Here is a 13980-nt window from a genome sequence, read left to right on the forward strand (position 1 = left end):
TGATCACGCGAGATCCGCCCCTGATCACGCGAGTCACGGCCTCAATCACGCGAGTGACGGGGGCAGACACGTGACCAGGGGCGCGGCCGGCCGCATTTGGAGGACTAAATGCGGGAAGGGGCGAGGGCCGGGAGGGTCTCGGCGAGCGGGCCGCGGACGACGGCGGTGGCCATGTGGTCGTAAGGCGTTTCGGAGCCATTGCAGATGACCACGGCGGCGCCGGCGCGGGAAGCGACGCTCACCATTGAGGCGGCCGGCTGCACGCTCAGGGAGGACCCGGCCACCAGCAGGAGATCGCTGTCGGAGACGGCGGCCCGCGCGGCTCGGAGCAGGTTCTGGTCCAGGTGCTGCCCGAAGGAGACGGTGGCCGACTTCAGGATGCCGCCGCACACCAGACAGGGCGGATCGGCTTCGCCTGCCCGGACGCGTTCCAGCGTCGAGCGCATGTCCCGGTGATCGTCACAGGACAGGCAGACGGACTCGAACATCGTCCCGTGCAGTTCCAGCACCCGCTCGGGTGGTGAGCCCGCCTTCTGGTGCAGCCGGTCGATGTTCTGGGTGATGATCCACGTCGGCGACAGGCGCTCGAGCGCGTAGTGCGCCGCGTTCGGCACGGCGTCCCAGCCGGGATGCACCAGCCGCGCCTGCCAGGTTCGTTCCCGGACCTCGCGGCTGCCTTGGTACGCCTTGAGGTTCGACATCTTCTCCGCGCCGGGGTCGCGGGTCCACAGGCCTTGCGGGCCGCGGAAGTCGGGGATCCCCGAGTCCGTGGAGATCCCGGCGCCGGTCAGTGCGACGATCCGGCCGGCGCCGGCCACGAGCGAGCGGGCGGTGCTCAGGGTGCTGGTCACCGGCCCATCATCCCTCTACTTGAGCGCGCTGCCCGCCTGCCAGTCCGCCCACGACTTCGACCAGTCGCCGTACAGGTCCCACACCGGCAGCTGCGGGCCACCGGAGTTGGTCACCTCGACGACGTCGCCGAGCCCCATGTTCTGGTAGAACCACTGCGCGTTGGCGGCGTTGAGGTTGATGCACCCGTGCGACACGTTCGAGCTGCCCTGCGCGCCGACACTGTTCGGGTTCTCGTGGACGAACTCGCCGTCGTTGGAGATGCGCAGCGACCACTTCTCGTTCGACCTGTAGTACCCCGGCTGACCCTGGCAGACGCCGTAGGTGCACGAGTCCATCGTGTAATTCTCGTGTTTGTCCGAAATGACGTGCGCGCCCAAATGGGTGGGTGTGGCGTCCTTGCCCATCGAAATGGGCATCGATTTCGCGAGCTGGCCGTTGTGGAAGATCTGCATCTGCTCGGTGTTGCCGTCCGCCTTCGCGACCCAGGAATCGTGCACCTTGTACGTTTCGGTGCGATCGGTCGCGCCGTACACGCCATTGCCGAAATCGACGCCGTAGATCATCGCCGACACCTTGAGCGTCGTCCCCGGCTGCCAATAGACCTTGGGGCGGTAATGGACGTTCTTGTCGTCGATCCAGTACCAGGAGCCCTCCTGCTTCGGCGTGGACTCCACGGACAGCTTCTTCTCCACGTCGGCCTTGTTCTTCACCGGCTGGCCGAAGGTGAACACGATCGGCTGCCCGACGCCGACACCGCCGGAAGCGACCGCAGAGGGCGCCGGGATCAGGTTCGGGTTCGCCTGCTGCTTCGGGCTCAGCGTGGAGACCCTGCTTTGCTGCTCCACGGGCTTTCCGTCGGTGCCCTGGGCATGCGCCACGATCTTGTAGGTGCTGCCGTAGCCGAGCGGTTCGGTGGTCTTCCAGCTGAGCCCGTCGCTCGCCAGTTCGCCCTTCACCTGGTTGCCCTTGTCGGCGTTGCTGACGGTGACGTCGATCAGCTTGCCGTGCTCGGCCTTGACCACCACCGGGGTCGCCGGATTGACGTTCGTCCCGCCCGCCGGTTCGATGGTCACCGAAACCGCGCTTTCGTCCGATCCGGCGCTCGGGCCGGAGGAATTCGGAGTATCGGTGCCGCCGGAGGACGAGCAGGCCGAGGCCAGCAGTACCGCGGCGAGTATTCCGGCCGTCGAAAGTAATGTCTTCTTGGGAAACATGTGATTCTCTTTTTACGTCGCGCTGTCAGCGGAAAGGTCCTTTTTCAAAGCTACGCGACGAAGAAGACGTGATCGATGCCGGTTGGTTGCTTCTCAGTCCACGACGAGACCGGGCGCACCATAAAGACCGGGGCCATCGACACTCAATTCACCCAAATAGGTCTTCGCGGCGTCGTAGGCCTCAGCGGTCAGTGCCGCGGTGTGGCTGAAGTCCAGCGGGCTGACCCGCACCGGCTTCGGTCCCGGCACGTAGACCACGGGCACTTCGGCCGCGGCGATCGGCGCCTCCAGGACCGCCTGGTTCCGCATGCTGATCATCGCGGTGAACATCATCACCTCGGCGAAGGTCTGCGGGGCGCCGGGCATCTTGCCGGGGAAGGCGCAGTCGAGGACGACGAGCGATTTCGCGCCCATGGCGAGCGCCTGCCGCATCGGCACGTTGGCGACCAGACCACCGTCGTAGAGCATGCGCTCCCCGTAGGGCACCGGCGGATAGATCCCCGGAATCGCGCAGCTGGCCAGCAGGGGCGCCAGAACGGGCCCGGAACGGATCAGCAGCGGCTCGGCGGTGTCGACGTCCGTCGCGACGACACCCAGCGGCAGCGCGAGATCCTCGAAGCGGACGCCTTCGCCGATGTGCTCGTCGACGATCGCGGCGAGCCCGGTGTTGGGGAACAGGTTGGTCTTGCTGTGCCGCAGGGTCCGCACCTGGCTGAGCACGCCGCCGGGGAACGCCTCGTGCCGCGTCATCCGGGACCAGATCCGGTCGAGCCTGCCGCTCGATTCACCCCCGAGGGCGAGGACGGCGGCGTTCAGTGAACCCACCGAAGTGCCGACGACGAGGTCTGGCGCGACGCCTGCTTCCGTGAGGGCCCGCAGCATGCCGACCTGCATCGCTCCGAGGCTGCCGCCGCCACCGAGGACGAAACCGATCGGCTGGGGCAGGTTCAGGGCGGTCATGCCCGGAATCTAGTCGTCCGCGCCGACCTTCGCCGGGGTGGCTTCTTCGGCCGTGACCGCGAGCGCTTTCTTCTTCTTGTAGCGCAGCAGGAAGAACACCGCGACGCCCACGAGCACGCCGACGATGACCAGGCCGCCGGTGTTGAGCGCGCCTTCGACCTTCTTGGCGGCCTCGCCGAGCGCGGCACCGATGCCGATGTGGATGGCCGACCAGCAGGCCGCACCGGCCGCGGCGGCGGGCAGGAACTTGCGGAAGGGCAGGCCCGAGGTCCCGGACGCGGCCGGGGTCAGCGTGCGGATCACCGGGAGGAACCGCGCGAAGAACACCGCCCACGCGCCTCGCCGTTCGAGCACGCCTGTCGCCTTGTCCCAGGCGTCGAGGCCGTACTTGCGGATCAACTTCGTCTCGCGCAGACGCGGGCCGAAGCGTTTGCCGATCGCGTAGCCGAGCGAGTCTCCGAGTGCGGCGCAGACCGTCACGACGGCCCACAGGGTCAGGAAGCGCGAGACCGACGTCGCCGTCGTGGCCGCGACCAGCAGCCCCGATTCACCGGGGGCGATGAAGCCGAGCCCGATGGTGCATTCGGCGAACACGAGTCCGCCGGTCGCCGCGACCAGTCCCGGTTCCGGGAGTCCCTGCAGCCAGTTCAGAAGATCAGTTACCAACGCCACCAGGTCACTTTACTGATTCGTGACCTGGTGGGTGGCGATGTCGCGAAGAGGGTGACCGGAGTCACCTGGCCAGTAGCGAGCTGGCTTCCTGCGCGGCGGGACCTTCGGCGGCGAGGTGGGCCAGGTTCTCCGACAGCGGCTCGCCGCGGTGGGCCTTCGTCTGGGCGAAAAGGCGACCGGCGCGGTACGAGGAGCGGACCAGTGGCCCGGCCATGACGCCGGCGAAGCCCATCGCCTCGGCCGCCTTCGAGTGCTCGACGAACTCTTCCGGCTTGACCCAGCGATCGACCGGATGATGTCTCGGCGAGGGTCGCAGGTACTGGGTGATCGTGAGGATCTCGCAGCCCGCGTCGACCAGGTCCTTCATCGCGGGCGCGACCTCTTCGGGGGTCTCGCCCATGCCGAGGATCAGGTTCGACTTCGTCACCAAACCGGCCTCACGAGCCTTCGTGATGACCTCCAGCGACCGCGCATAGCGGAAACCCGGCCGGATCCGCTTGAAGATCCGCGGGACGGTCTCGACGTTGTGCGCGAGCACCTCGGGGCGGGAGCCGAAGACCTCGGCCAGCTGGTCCGGATCCGCGTTGAAGTCCGGGATCAGCAGCTCCACACCGGTACCCGGGTTCAGCGCGTGGATCTGACGAACGGTCTCGGCGTACAGCCACGCGCCACCGTCCTCCAGGTCGTCACGCGCGACGCCGGTGACCGTCGAGTAGCGCAAGCCCATCGCCTGGACGCTTTCGGCGACCTTGCGCGGCTCGGTGCGGTCCAGCTCGGCGGGTTTGCCGGTGTCGATCTGGCAGAAGTCACAGCGCCGGGTGCACTGGTCGCCACCGATCAGGAACGTCGCCTCGCGGTCTTCCCAGCACTCGTAGATGTTGGGACAGCCGGCTTCTTCACAGACGGTGTGGAGGCCTTCGCGGCGCACCAGGCCTTTGAGTTCGGTGAACTCCGGACCCATCCGGGCGCGCGTCTTGATCCACGACGGCTTCTTTTCGATGGGAGTCTGGGAATTCCGGACCTCGAGCCGCAACAGCTTGCGGCCATCTGGGGCAGCACTCACACCGTCACCCTACGCCCGCCGGAGCAGTGCTCGCCGCTCACGCGGGGTCGGGGGTGACGCCCGTCAACTTGGTGGTCAGATCCCACAACGCGGCGCCGAGTGATGCGCTCCTCGCGGCGGCCAGCGGGCGCACCTTGACCGGGGCGCCGCGAAGTCCGCCGAGCCCGCGAGGGCCGATGTAATCGCCGCCTTCGGCCTCCGGCGACGTCGCCGCGAACAGCTGCGGGAGCGTGCCCTGGCGGGCGTTCTGCGCGATGAAGATCTCGCCGATCCGGTTGCCCCCGGCGACGAGCGCGCGCACCACCGGGTTGCGGTAGGAGCGGGCCATCCCCGAACCGAGTCCGGTCCACGTGTAGCCGGGGTGCGCCGCCACGCTGATCACGCCGTCGCCCGCGGCGCGCAGCCTGCGGTCGAGTTCGAGCGCGAAGACCTGGTTGGCGAGTTTCGACTGGCCGTAGGCCGAGCCGGGGTTGTACATCCGGCGTTCGAAGTTCGGGTCGGCGACGTCGATGCGGGCGCCCGTCGCCGCGACACTCGACAAGGTGACGACGCGCGCTCCCGAACCGTTGCGCAGTGACGGCATCAGCAGCCAGGTCAGCACCGCGTGCCCGAGGTGATTCGTGCCGAACTGGGTTTCGAAACCGTCCTTGGTGTGGCCGCGCGGGGTCGCCATCACGCCCGCGTTGTTGACCAGGACGTCGAGCTTGCCGCCTGTCAGCTCCTGGACCTTCTTCGCGGCTTCGCGGACCGAATCGAGGTCGGCGAGATCCAGCCGGACGAGCTCGGGTGCCTCCCCGGTCGCGGCCGCGCGCACCTGCTCCAGCGCCTTGGCGCCGCGCTCCGGAGACCGGCAGCCGAGCAGCACGCGGGCCCCCTTGCCCGCGAGCACCTCGGACATGCGCAACCCGAGCCCCGAGTTCGCCCCGGTGACGAACACGGTCCGGCCGGTCTGATCCGGGATGTCGGCCTCGGTCCAGCGCGCGTGAGCAGCCATGTCGGTCACCTAACTACATCGTCGGCGGGGCCGCTACGCCGGATCAGGCGCTCGGCGCGAGCAACCGGAGCAGGTGACCCATGGGGCTGCGGCGGCGGGCGGGCTTCGCGTGCCGTCCGTGCCGGAGCAGGGTGGCGAACGCGCTGCCGACCTTGGTGATCTCGTCGGCCGGTTCCTTGCCGTCGGCCAGCCCCGCCGTCAGCGCGAGCATGCGCAGTTCGGCTTCGTGCGACGGGATCAGCGCGGGGCACCGCTCGAGAGCCGCGTCGAGAACGGCGCGGAGGGTCTCGTGTTCGGTGGTGGCGCTGTTCCAGGCGCGGGTGACGGCTTCGACGCGGTCGAGTGCGAGGTCCTGGTCGGCGTAGTCCGGATCGGCCATCTCGGCGCGGAGGTGACCGGCGAACACCTGGTTCCACTTGTACCGGAGCGCGACCAGAAGCTCCTCTTCGGTCGCGAAGTACTTGGTGGCGCCGGGGATTTCTTCGAGTGAGATCGCGTCGGACGGGTGGTGACCCGCCTGGCGCAGTGCGGCTTCGAGGATGTCGCGCCGCTGGTAGAAGTCGTTCCAGCTCATGATGTGGGCTCCCCTCCGTGACCCGGTTCATACCGCAGGTTTGCGGCATACTCCCGGTACGGACCTGACAGCAGTCAACATACCATGGGTATGGAGCGGGACCGGCGGCGTAAAGTTGTGAAGGTGGCGACAATGAGGTCAAGGCGGCTGGACTATTCCGAGTCCACCCGGTCGGCGCTCGTCGAGAGTGCCGTCGAGCTGTTCACCAAACGCGGCTACGCCGGCACGTCTCTCGACGAGATCGCCAAGCGGGCCAGGGTGACGAAAGGCGCGCTGTACCACCATTTCAGTGGGAAGCAGGCGCTGTTCGAGGCCGCCTTCGACACGGTCGAGAGCCAGGTCTTCGACCGGCTCGAAAAGATCATGAACGGCCCGGCCTCGCCGTGGGAGCGGGCGCTCGCGGGGCTGCGCGGCTTCCTGCAGAGCTGTCTCGACCCGGCGTACCAGCGCATCGCGATCCACGAAGCGCCGGTGGTGATGGGCTGGGAACGCTGGCGCGAGGCGGAGGAGCGGTGCAGCTTCGGCCTGGTCCGCACCGGGATCCAGTCGCTCATCGAGGTCGGCGAGGTCGACGACGTCCCGGTGGACGTCACAGCGCGGCTGCTGTTCGGCGCGTTGTCGAGCGCCGCGATCGAGATCGCCTCGTCTCCCGAGCCGAAGAAGGTCAGCGCCCAGGTCGAGGAGGTCTTGGTGCGGCTGCTCGTCGGGTTTCGCCGTGTTCCGCCCGCCGAGCACGGGAAAGCGAGCTGAACGTCCCGTAGCTAGGGTGGCGTTCGTGGACCTCAGGATCTTTACCGAGCCCCAGCAGGGGGCCAGTTACGAAGACCTGCTCCGGGTGGCGAAGGCCACCGAGGACGCGGGTTACGACGCCTTCTTCCGCAGCGACCACTACCTGAAGATGGGTTCGGCGACCGGGCTGCCGGGGCCGACCGACGCGTGGATCACCCTCGCGGGTCTCGCCCGCGAGACGCGCCGCGTGCGGCTGGGCACCCTCGTCACCGCCGCCACCTTCCGGCATCCGTCGGTGCTCGCGATCTCGGTCGCGCAGGTGGACCAGATGTCCGGCGGCCGCGTCGAACTCGGCCTCGGCTCGGGCTGGTACGACGACGAGCACACCGCCTACGGCCTCGACCTGCCGCCGATCAAGGAGCGCTTCGACCGCTACGCCGAGCAGCTCGCCGTCGTGACCGGGCTGTGGGAGACGCCGGAGGGGGAGACGTTCTCCTTCGACGGCGAGCACTACAAGCTCGTCGACTCGCCCGGCCTGCCGAAGCCGGCGCAGCGGCCCCGGCCGCCGGTGATCATCGGCGGAGGCGGCAAGAAGCGCACCCCGGCGCTCGCCGCCCGCTACGCGGACGAGTTCAACCTGCCGTTCGCGGCCCCGGAGGCCGCCGCCGAGCAGTTCGGCCGCGTCGACGACGCCGCGCGTGAGATCGGCCGCGACCCCAAGGAGATCATCCGGTCGGCCGCGCTCGTCGTCGCCGTGGGCCGTGACGACGCCGAGGTCGCCAAGCGTGCTTCGGTGCTCGGGCGCGAGGTGTCCGAGCTGCGGGAGAACGGGCTCGCGGGGACGCCGTCGGAGGTCGTCGAGAAGGTCGGGCAGTGGCGGGAGAAGACCGGGATCACCCGGCTCTACCTGCAGCTGCTGGACCTTTCGGATCTGGACCAGGTCGAGCTGATCGCTTCCGAGGTCGCCCCTCAGCTGGACTGACGCTTCACGCGCTTCCTTAGTTCTGCAGAGCGAAAGTGACGCCGGGGGCGGCCGGGGCTTCGGGACGCGGCAGCCAGCGCTCGTCGCTCACCGGCAGCTCGCCTTCCAGCGCCGCGAGCACGGCGTCACGCGCCATCGGCAGCACCGACGCGACGGTGACCTCGCGATCGAGCTCGTAGGAGAGCGAAGTCACGCCCGCGTCCCGGATGCCGCACGGGACGATCTTGTCGAAGGCGCCGAGGTCGGCGTTGCAGTTCAGCTCGAAACCGTGCATGGTCACGCCTCGCTGGACGCGGATGCCGATCGCGGCGATCTTCCGCTCCGGGCCGCGGTCGTCGGCGGGGATCCAGACGCCGCTGCGGCCCTCGACCCGGCCGGTGTGCACGCCGAGCTGGTCGCACACGGTGATCAGGGCCTCTTCGAGACGCCGCACGTAATGCACGACGTCGATCGGGTCGGCGAGTTTGACGATCGGGTACCCGACCAGCTGACCGGGCCCGTGCCAGGTGATCTTGCCGCCGCGGTCGACGTCGATCACCGGGGTGCCGTCGGTCGGCCTGTCCTCGGCTTCGGTGCGCTTGCCCGCCGTGTACACCGACGGGTGTTCCAGCAGCAGCATGGTGTCGGGACCCTCGCCGTCGGCACGGGCTGTCACGTGCCGGCGCTGGAGTTCCCAGGCTTCGGTGTAGTCGATCGTCCCGATCTCGCGGACGTCGACGGGCTCGGTGGCGGCACGGCATGACGTGGTCGAAGAGCTCACGTCAGCGACACTACGCCGGGTCTTTCGGCAGGGGGAGCAGGCCCAGCCCGGCCGCCGAAATCAGGCCGACACCCCCCACCGCGAGCACGGATCCCGCCGTGTCGGTCAGCCAGTGCACGCCCAGCACGATGCGGCAGAGGGCGCCGAGCACCGTCGCCGCGGCGGCGATCGTGATCGCCAGGCGAGTGAGATGCGGACGCGTCCACGCGCACAGCAGGACCGCGACGAACCCGGTGCACGCGACGGCGACCACGTGCCCGCTCGGATAACTCAGATCGGGGAATTCACGAGGTCGCTCCCGGTAGAAGGCCGGTTTCGCGATCAGGCTGGTCATACGGCACAGCAGCAGGACGACGGCGAGCTTGACGCACAGGACGGTCAGGTCCCGGCGGCGCCACGCGACCACGACCAGCACGGCGCCCAGTGCGAACGGCAGTACCGGGCCGAGGACGTGTGTGACCAGGCCGGCCACCTGCCCGGCGGGCCGGGTGTACTGGTCGCGGAACGCGTCGGCGAGGACGACGTCCACCGGCGGCGGCCGCTCGCCGACGGACAGCCCGAGTGTGACGAAGCCGACCAGCAGCAGGAAGCCGGCGAGGGTGTACAGCCCGCGCTGCAAGGTCATGTCGCGGCGGCCAGCGCGTCCTCGAGGGTCGGATGGCGGAAGGCGTATCCAGCCTCCTCCAGCACCCGCGGCATGGCGCGCTGCCCGAACAACGCCATCTCCTCGGCCGCCTGCCCGAGGGCGATCTTCATGGCGAACCCGGGCACCTGCCAGATCGCGGGCCGATGCACTGCGCGGCCCAGTGCCTTCGTGAAGACGGCGTTCGTGGCGGGCTGTGGCCCCGAGAGATTCACCGCACCCGACAGGGATTCGTTCTCCAGCGCGAAAACGATCGCGCCGACCTCGTCTTCGAGCGAGATCCAGGGCATGTACTGCTTGCCGTCGCCGAGTTTTCCGCCGAGCCCCAAGCGGAACAGCGGCCGGAGGACGTCAAGGAGCCCGCCCTTGCGCGCGAGCACCAGCCCGGTGCGGATGCGCACGACCCGGGCGCCCGCGGTGGCCGCGGCCTCGGTGGCGCCTTCCCAGGCAGTGCAGAGCCCGGCGAGGAAACCGCGTCCCGCCGGACTCGTTTCGTCCACAAGGGACGGTCCGGGGTCGCCGTAGTAGCCGACGGCGGAAGCGTTGACCAGTACGGGAATCCCGTGTTCGGCGACGGCTTCCGCGAGCACCTCCGTCGGTTCGACCCGGCTGTCGAGAAGTACCTGTTTGCGGGCCGCGCTCCAGCGTCCGGGCAGCAGCGGCGCGCCCGCGAGGTTCACGACCGCGTCGACCCCGTCGAGCGCGCCGTCGGCGATCTCGCCGGCCGGGGGATCCCAGCGGCGCTCGTCGGCCGCCCGCTCCTCCCGGCGGACGAGGCGGACGACCTCGTGCCCGGAACGGCGTAACCGTGTCGTCAGGGAGGTGCCGATCAGTCCGCTCGCGCCCGCGATCAGAACTCGCATGATCCGATCGTGTCCTATCCGCGATCCGGACGCACGCTCAGGTTCTTCAGTTGCCCGGCGACGTCCGACGCGGCGGTGAGCAGCACCAGCACCGGGATCGTCGCGGTGGGGCGAAGCCGGTAGCTGCCGCGCTTGTCCTGCTCGACGATCCCGGCGCCGGTCAGCGCCTTGAGATGGTGGTACAGCTGGCCTGGCGACCCGAGTTCGGCGGCCTCCTGCAGGGCGGGCGCGGTCTGCGCGCCCTTCTCGGCCAGCGTCCGCACGAGCGCCACCCGCGCGGTGCTGGACAGGGCCGCGAGCACCTCGACCCGCGGCCCGTCCTCGAATCCCAGCACCGGACCGGGCGTGACGTTGATCGCCCAGCTCAATTCGAGCGGTTCGGTCAGCTCGCCGTGGTAGCCGACGATCCCGCCGGGGCTCGCCGCCTGCTCGGCCTGGTGGTCGCCGTGCCGGTCTTCGAGCGCGGCGACCCGGGCTTCGAGGGCGGCGATCCGGTCGGCGAGCTCAGCGTCCATGCCGGTTATCTATACCGTCGCGTCAGCGGAGCGCTCGTTCCAGGGCGGTGAAGCGCGCCGGATCGGACAGCGCCGCGAGCACGAGGTCGATGAGCGGCAGGGCGTTCTGCATGTCTTGATCGCTCACGCCGGTGAGCAGGACGGCCGCCGTGCCCGAACGCCCGCCCGGCCAGCGGACGGAAAGGCCGATGGTCAGTGTTCGAGGCAGGCTTCCACCCTTGAAGAGGACTTCGCTCGCTCCGGGTGGCACGCGGTCCGAGAGCGGCTTCGCGAGGATTTCGCGCGCGGGCGCGTACAGCCCCTTCGCGATACTGCGGTGCAGCGCGAACAGCTCCGTCGCCGATCCTCGGCCGTGTCCCTTGATCCACGGCCATTGGGCGTCCGAGGTGCCCGGCATGTCCGGCCACCGCTCGAACGCCTCGGCGCGGAACGCCGGATCGCGGACGAAGCGGCGCGCGACCGCGTCGCCCATCGCCCGCCGGACGGCGACCGGGCTCCCGGACGGGGGCGCGTACTCCGGCATCATCAGCATCAGGACCTCGCCGCCGAGCGAACGGGTGTCCGGCCGGAACCAGCCGCCCCGCGCCGCCGCCCGCTGGAGGGCGGGGTCGCCGAGGCGGGTGCGGAGATAGTCCGTGGCGGCGTTGTCGCTGAAGAGGATCATCGCTTCGGCGAGCCTGGCCAGTGGCACGCGCTGGTCGGGATCCTTGGCGATGCCGTAGTCGTCGCAGGGGACTCCCAGCCAGTTCAGCGCCCGGAAATGCGCGCGGCCGTCGGCGACGAAGGGGTGGTGGGCGTCCCAGTCGCCCACCCGGATCCGCTCCCGCGGATCGAGCCTGCTCTCGGCGTACGCGCTGAGATGCACGACCTTGATCGACGAGGCCAGCACCCGCCGGACGTCGGGGTTGCGCGCGGCGCGGCGGCCGTCACCGTCGTCGATCAGGACGGAGACGTCTTGCCGGTGTGCGGCGATCCAGTCGAGCCAGCCCTGTTCGGTGGTCGTGTCCGGCCGGGCGGCGCTCGCGGTTCCCGGCAGCAGCAGCGCGGCCGATCCCGCGGCGGCACCCGCGAGCAGATGGCGTCTGGTCAGCATGGTCGATACCCTCCCTCTTGTTTTCCGTAATTCCGGAATACTAGAGTCCGGGGTAGCTGTCAAACGACCGCATTTCGTCCTCTGGATGCGGCCGGGTCCGTGAAGGGGTCCTTCACGGACTTGTGGGGAGACGGAATCGGTGCTGGATGTCATGAAAGGGTCGTTCAGGACGAAATGTGTCCTGAACGACCCTTTCATGACATCCAGGAGTCGTGAGGGCACGAAGCGCGGGGGGAGGGAAAGGCGAAGGCCCCCGCCCCGCCGAAGCGGGACGAGGGCCTTCACGGACTACCGGAGGATCAGAGACCGAGCTCGTCCTCGAAGTTGCCCTCTTCCAGACGCTGCTTGATCGTCGTGACGAAGCGGCCAGCGTCGGCCCCGTCCACCAGGCGGTGGTCGTAGGTCAGCGGCAGGAACGCCATCGACCGGACGGCGATCGTGTCGTTGCCGTCGGCGTCCGCGATCACGACCGGGCGCTTCACGACCGCGCCGGTACCGAGCATGCCGGACTGCGGCTGCACGATGATCGGCGTGTCGAACAGGGCGCCGTTGGAGCCGATGTTCGTGATCGTGAAGGTGCCGCCCGAAAGCTCGTCCGGCTTGATCTGGCCCGAACGCGCGCGGCCCGCCAGGTCGGCGATGCGGTGCGCGAGACCGGCGAGGCTGAGCTCACCCGCGTCGTGGATGACCACCGACAGCAGACCCTTTTCGGTGTCCACCGCGATCCCCAGGTGCACCGCACCGTGGTAGGTGATCTCCTTCGTGTCCTCGTTGTAGGACGCGTTGACGTTCGGGTGCTGCTTGAGCGCCTCGACGGTGGCCTTCGCGAAGAACGGCAGGAACGTCAGGTTGACGCCCTCGCGCTCCTTGAAGGCCGCCTTCGCCCGCTGGCGGAGCTTGGCGATCTTCGTGACGTCCACCTCGTGGACCTGCGTGAGCTGCGCGGAAACCTGCAGCGACTCGCGGGTCTTCGTGGCGGTGATCTGCCGGATCCGGCTGGCCTTCTGCACGGTGCCGCGCAGGGCCGCGAGCTCCGGCGAAACCGCGGCCTTGCGCGGAGCCGACGGGGCGGCGGCGGGCGCCGGGGCGGCGGCAGCGGGCTGCGCGGCCGGAGCCGGGGCGGCCTTCTGTTTGGCCTCGGCGGCCGCGAGCACGTCCTGCTTGCGGATACGGCCACCGACGCCGCTGCCGGACAGCGACGACAGGTCGATGCCGTGCTCCGAAGCGAGCTTGCGGACCAGCGGTGTCACGTACGGCGCGTTGTCCGAGCCGTTGTCGCTGCTCGCCGCGGGCTTCGGTGCCTCGGCCTTGGGGGCCGGGGCGGCCTGCGGAGCCGGGGCGGGCTTCGGCGCGGGAGCCGCTTCGGCCTTGGGCTCGGGCTTCGGTTCCGGCTTGGGCTCCGGCTTCGGCTCGGCCTTCGGGGCCGGGGCGGAACCGGCGGCACCGATCACCGCGAGCACCCCGCCGACCTCGACGGTCTCGTCCTCGCCCGCGCGGATCTCCAGCACGGTGCCGGCGACCGGGGACGGGACCTCGGTGTCGACCTTGTCCGTGGAGATCTCGAGCAGCGGCTCGTCGACCTCGACGCTCTCGCCGACCTGCTTGAGCCACCGGGTGACGGTGCCCTCGGTGACGCTCTCGCCCAGCTCGGGCAGCTTCACCTCGGTGCCTTCGCCACCCGAAGCCGGCGCGGTGTCCGGCTGGGACGGTGCGGAGGCCTCTTCCTGAGCGGGCTCCGGCTCGGGCTCCGGCTGCGCCTCTTCGGCGGCCGGCTCGGCCGAACCGGAGGACTCCGGCACGCCGCCGGTCCCGTCGTCGATGACGGCGAGCTCGCCGCCGACCTCGACGGTCTCGTCTTCCTGAGCGCTGATCTTCACGACCTTGCCGGCGACCGGGGACGGGACCTCGGTGTCGACCTTGTCCGTGGAGATCTCGAGCAACGGCTCGTCGACCTCGACGGTGTCGCCCTCCTGCTTCAACCACCGGGTGACGGTGCCCTCGGTGACGCTCTCACCGAGCTCCGGCAACGTGACGGAGTAGGCCATCGTTCGCTGACTCCCTTGATA

At 69.5% G+C, this 13980-nt stretch carries 16 protein-coding genes; 3 read left to right on the plus strand and 13 right to left on the minus strand.

Features of this window, described 5'->3' with window-relative positions; all coding sequences use genetic code 11:
• Window positions 1-104 precede the first annotated feature (104 nt).
• A complete protein-coding gene (locus AVR91_RS01995) occupies window positions 105-851 on the minus strand; it encodes an SIR2 family NAD-dependent protein deacylase (RefSeq protein WP_063275525.1) in 747 nt (248 codons plus the stop codon).
• 15 nt (window positions 852-866) lie between these two features.
• Window positions 867-1925: a L,D-transpeptidase gene (locus tag AVR91_RS02000; RefSeq protein ID WP_228709103.1), complete on the minus strand. Its 1059-nt coding sequence runs from the start codon at window positions 1923-1925 to the stop codon at window positions 867-869.
• Between AVR91_RS02000 and AVR91_RS43610 the strand changes: the two genes are divergently transcribed.
• Window positions 1918-2070, plus strand: a complete 153-nt coding sequence (locus tag AVR91_RS43610; protein WP_228709104.1) for a hypothetical protein — start codon at window positions 1918-1920, stop codon at window positions 2068-2070. The two genes, AVR91_RS02000 and AVR91_RS43610, sit on opposite strands and share 8 nt — an antisense overlap.
• Before the next feature lie 89 nt (window positions 2071-2159).
• Here the strand turns inward: AVR91_RS43610 and AVR91_RS02005 are convergent, their stop codons facing one another.
• The 5 genes from AVR91_RS02005 to AVR91_RS02025 all read right to left on the minus strand — a co-directional run bounded on the left by AVR91_RS02005 (window position 2160) and on the right by AVR91_RS02025 (window position 6329).
• Entirely contained in the window at window positions 2160-3026 is an 867-nt protein-coding gene (locus AVR91_RS02005; protein WP_063275527.1) for a patatin-like phospholipase family protein, read from the minus strand.
• Between the two features lie 9 nt (window positions 3027-3035).
• Entirely contained in the window at window positions 3036-3698 is a 663-nt protein-coding gene (locus tag AVR91_RS02010) for a DedA family protein (RefSeq protein WP_037344669.1), read from the minus strand.
• A 61-nt stretch (window positions 3699-3759) separates the two neighbouring features.
• Window positions 3760-4761: a lipoyl synthase gene (gene lipA / locus AVR91_RS02015; RefSeq protein ID WP_072026059.1), complete on the minus strand. Its 1002-nt coding sequence runs from the start codon at window positions 4759-4761 to the stop codon at window positions 3760-3762.
• A 37-nt stretch (window positions 4762-4798) separates the two neighbouring features.
• Complete coding sequence (locus AVR91_RS02020) at window positions 4799-5755, minus strand: oxidoreductase (protein ID WP_063275537.1); 957 nt, start codon at window positions 5753-5755, stop codon at window positions 4799-4801.
• A gap of 43 nt (window positions 5756-5798) precedes the next feature.
• Complete coding sequence (locus AVR91_RS02025; protein ID WP_063275528.1) at window positions 5799-6329, minus strand: hypothetical protein; 531 nt, start codon at window positions 6327-6329, stop codon at window positions 5799-5801.
• 132 nt (window positions 6330-6461) lie between these two features.
• On the opposite strand from AVR91_RS02025, the gene AVR91_RS02030 reads away from it, so the two are divergent.
• Together AVR91_RS02030 and AVR91_RS02035 are read left to right on the plus strand one after the other, a co-directional pair.
• A complete protein-coding gene (locus AVR91_RS02030) occupies window positions 6462-7079 on the plus strand; it encodes a TetR/AcrR family transcriptional regulator (protein WP_016336085.1) in 618 nt (205 codons plus the stop codon).
• 25 nt (window positions 7080-7104) lie between these two features.
• Window positions 7105-8040: an LLM class F420-dependent oxidoreductase gene (locus tag AVR91_RS02035; protein WP_063275538.1), complete on the plus strand. Its 936-nt coding sequence runs from the start codon at window positions 7105-7107 to the stop codon at window positions 8038-8040.
• Window positions 8041-8056: 16 nt separating this feature from the next.
• Here the strand turns inward: AVR91_RS02035 and lipB are convergent, their stop codons facing one another.
• The 6 genes from lipB to sucB all read right to left on the minus strand — a co-directional run bounded on the left by lipB (window position 8057) and on the right by sucB (window position 13959).
• Entirely contained in the window at window positions 8057-8800 is a 744-nt protein-coding gene (gene lipB, locus AVR91_RS02040) for a lipoyl(octanoyl) transferase LipB (protein WP_063275529.1), read from the minus strand.
• A 10-nt stretch (window positions 8801-8810) separates the two neighbouring features.
• Window positions 8811-9425, minus strand: a complete 615-nt coding sequence (locus AVR91_RS02045; protein WP_063275530.1) for a phosphatase PAP2 family protein — start codon at window positions 9423-9425, stop codon at window positions 8811-8813.
• A complete protein-coding gene (locus AVR91_RS02050; RefSeq protein ID WP_063275531.1) occupies window positions 9422-10306 on the minus strand; it encodes a TIGR01777 family oxidoreductase in 885 nt (294 codons plus the stop codon). The genes AVR91_RS02045 and AVR91_RS02050 overlap by 4 nt, the downstream gene beginning before the upstream one ends.
• Before the next feature lie 14 nt (window positions 10307-10320).
• Window positions 10321-10821, minus strand: coding sequence for an ArsR/SmtB family transcription factor (locus tag AVR91_RS02055; protein WP_063275532.1), 501 nt, complete (start codon window positions 10819-10821; stop codon window positions 10321-10323).
• Window positions 10822-10843: 22 nt separating this feature from the next.
• Window positions 10844-11914 (minus strand): serine hydrolase, encoded by a 1071-nt coding sequence (locus AVR91_RS02060; RefSeq protein WP_063275533.1) that lies wholly within the window; start codon window positions 11912-11914, stop codon window positions 10844-10846.
• Window positions 11915-12213: 299 nt separating this feature from the next.
• Window positions 12214-13959 carry a 2-oxoglutarate dehydrogenase, E2 component, dihydrolipoamide succinyltransferase gene (gene sucB / locus AVR91_RS02065; RefSeq protein ID WP_063275534.1) on the minus strand — a complete coding sequence of 582 codons (1746 nt, stop codon included), beginning with the start codon at window positions 13957-13959 and terminating at the stop codon, window positions 12214-12216.
• Window positions 13960-13980: the final 21 nt, after the last annotated feature.

The organism is Amycolatopsis keratiniphila subsp. keratiniphila (assembly GCF_001620365.2).
GTDB classification, from domain to species: Bacteria; Actinomycetota; Actinomycetes; order Mycobacteriales; family Pseudonocardiaceae; genus Amycolatopsis; species Amycolatopsis keratiniphila.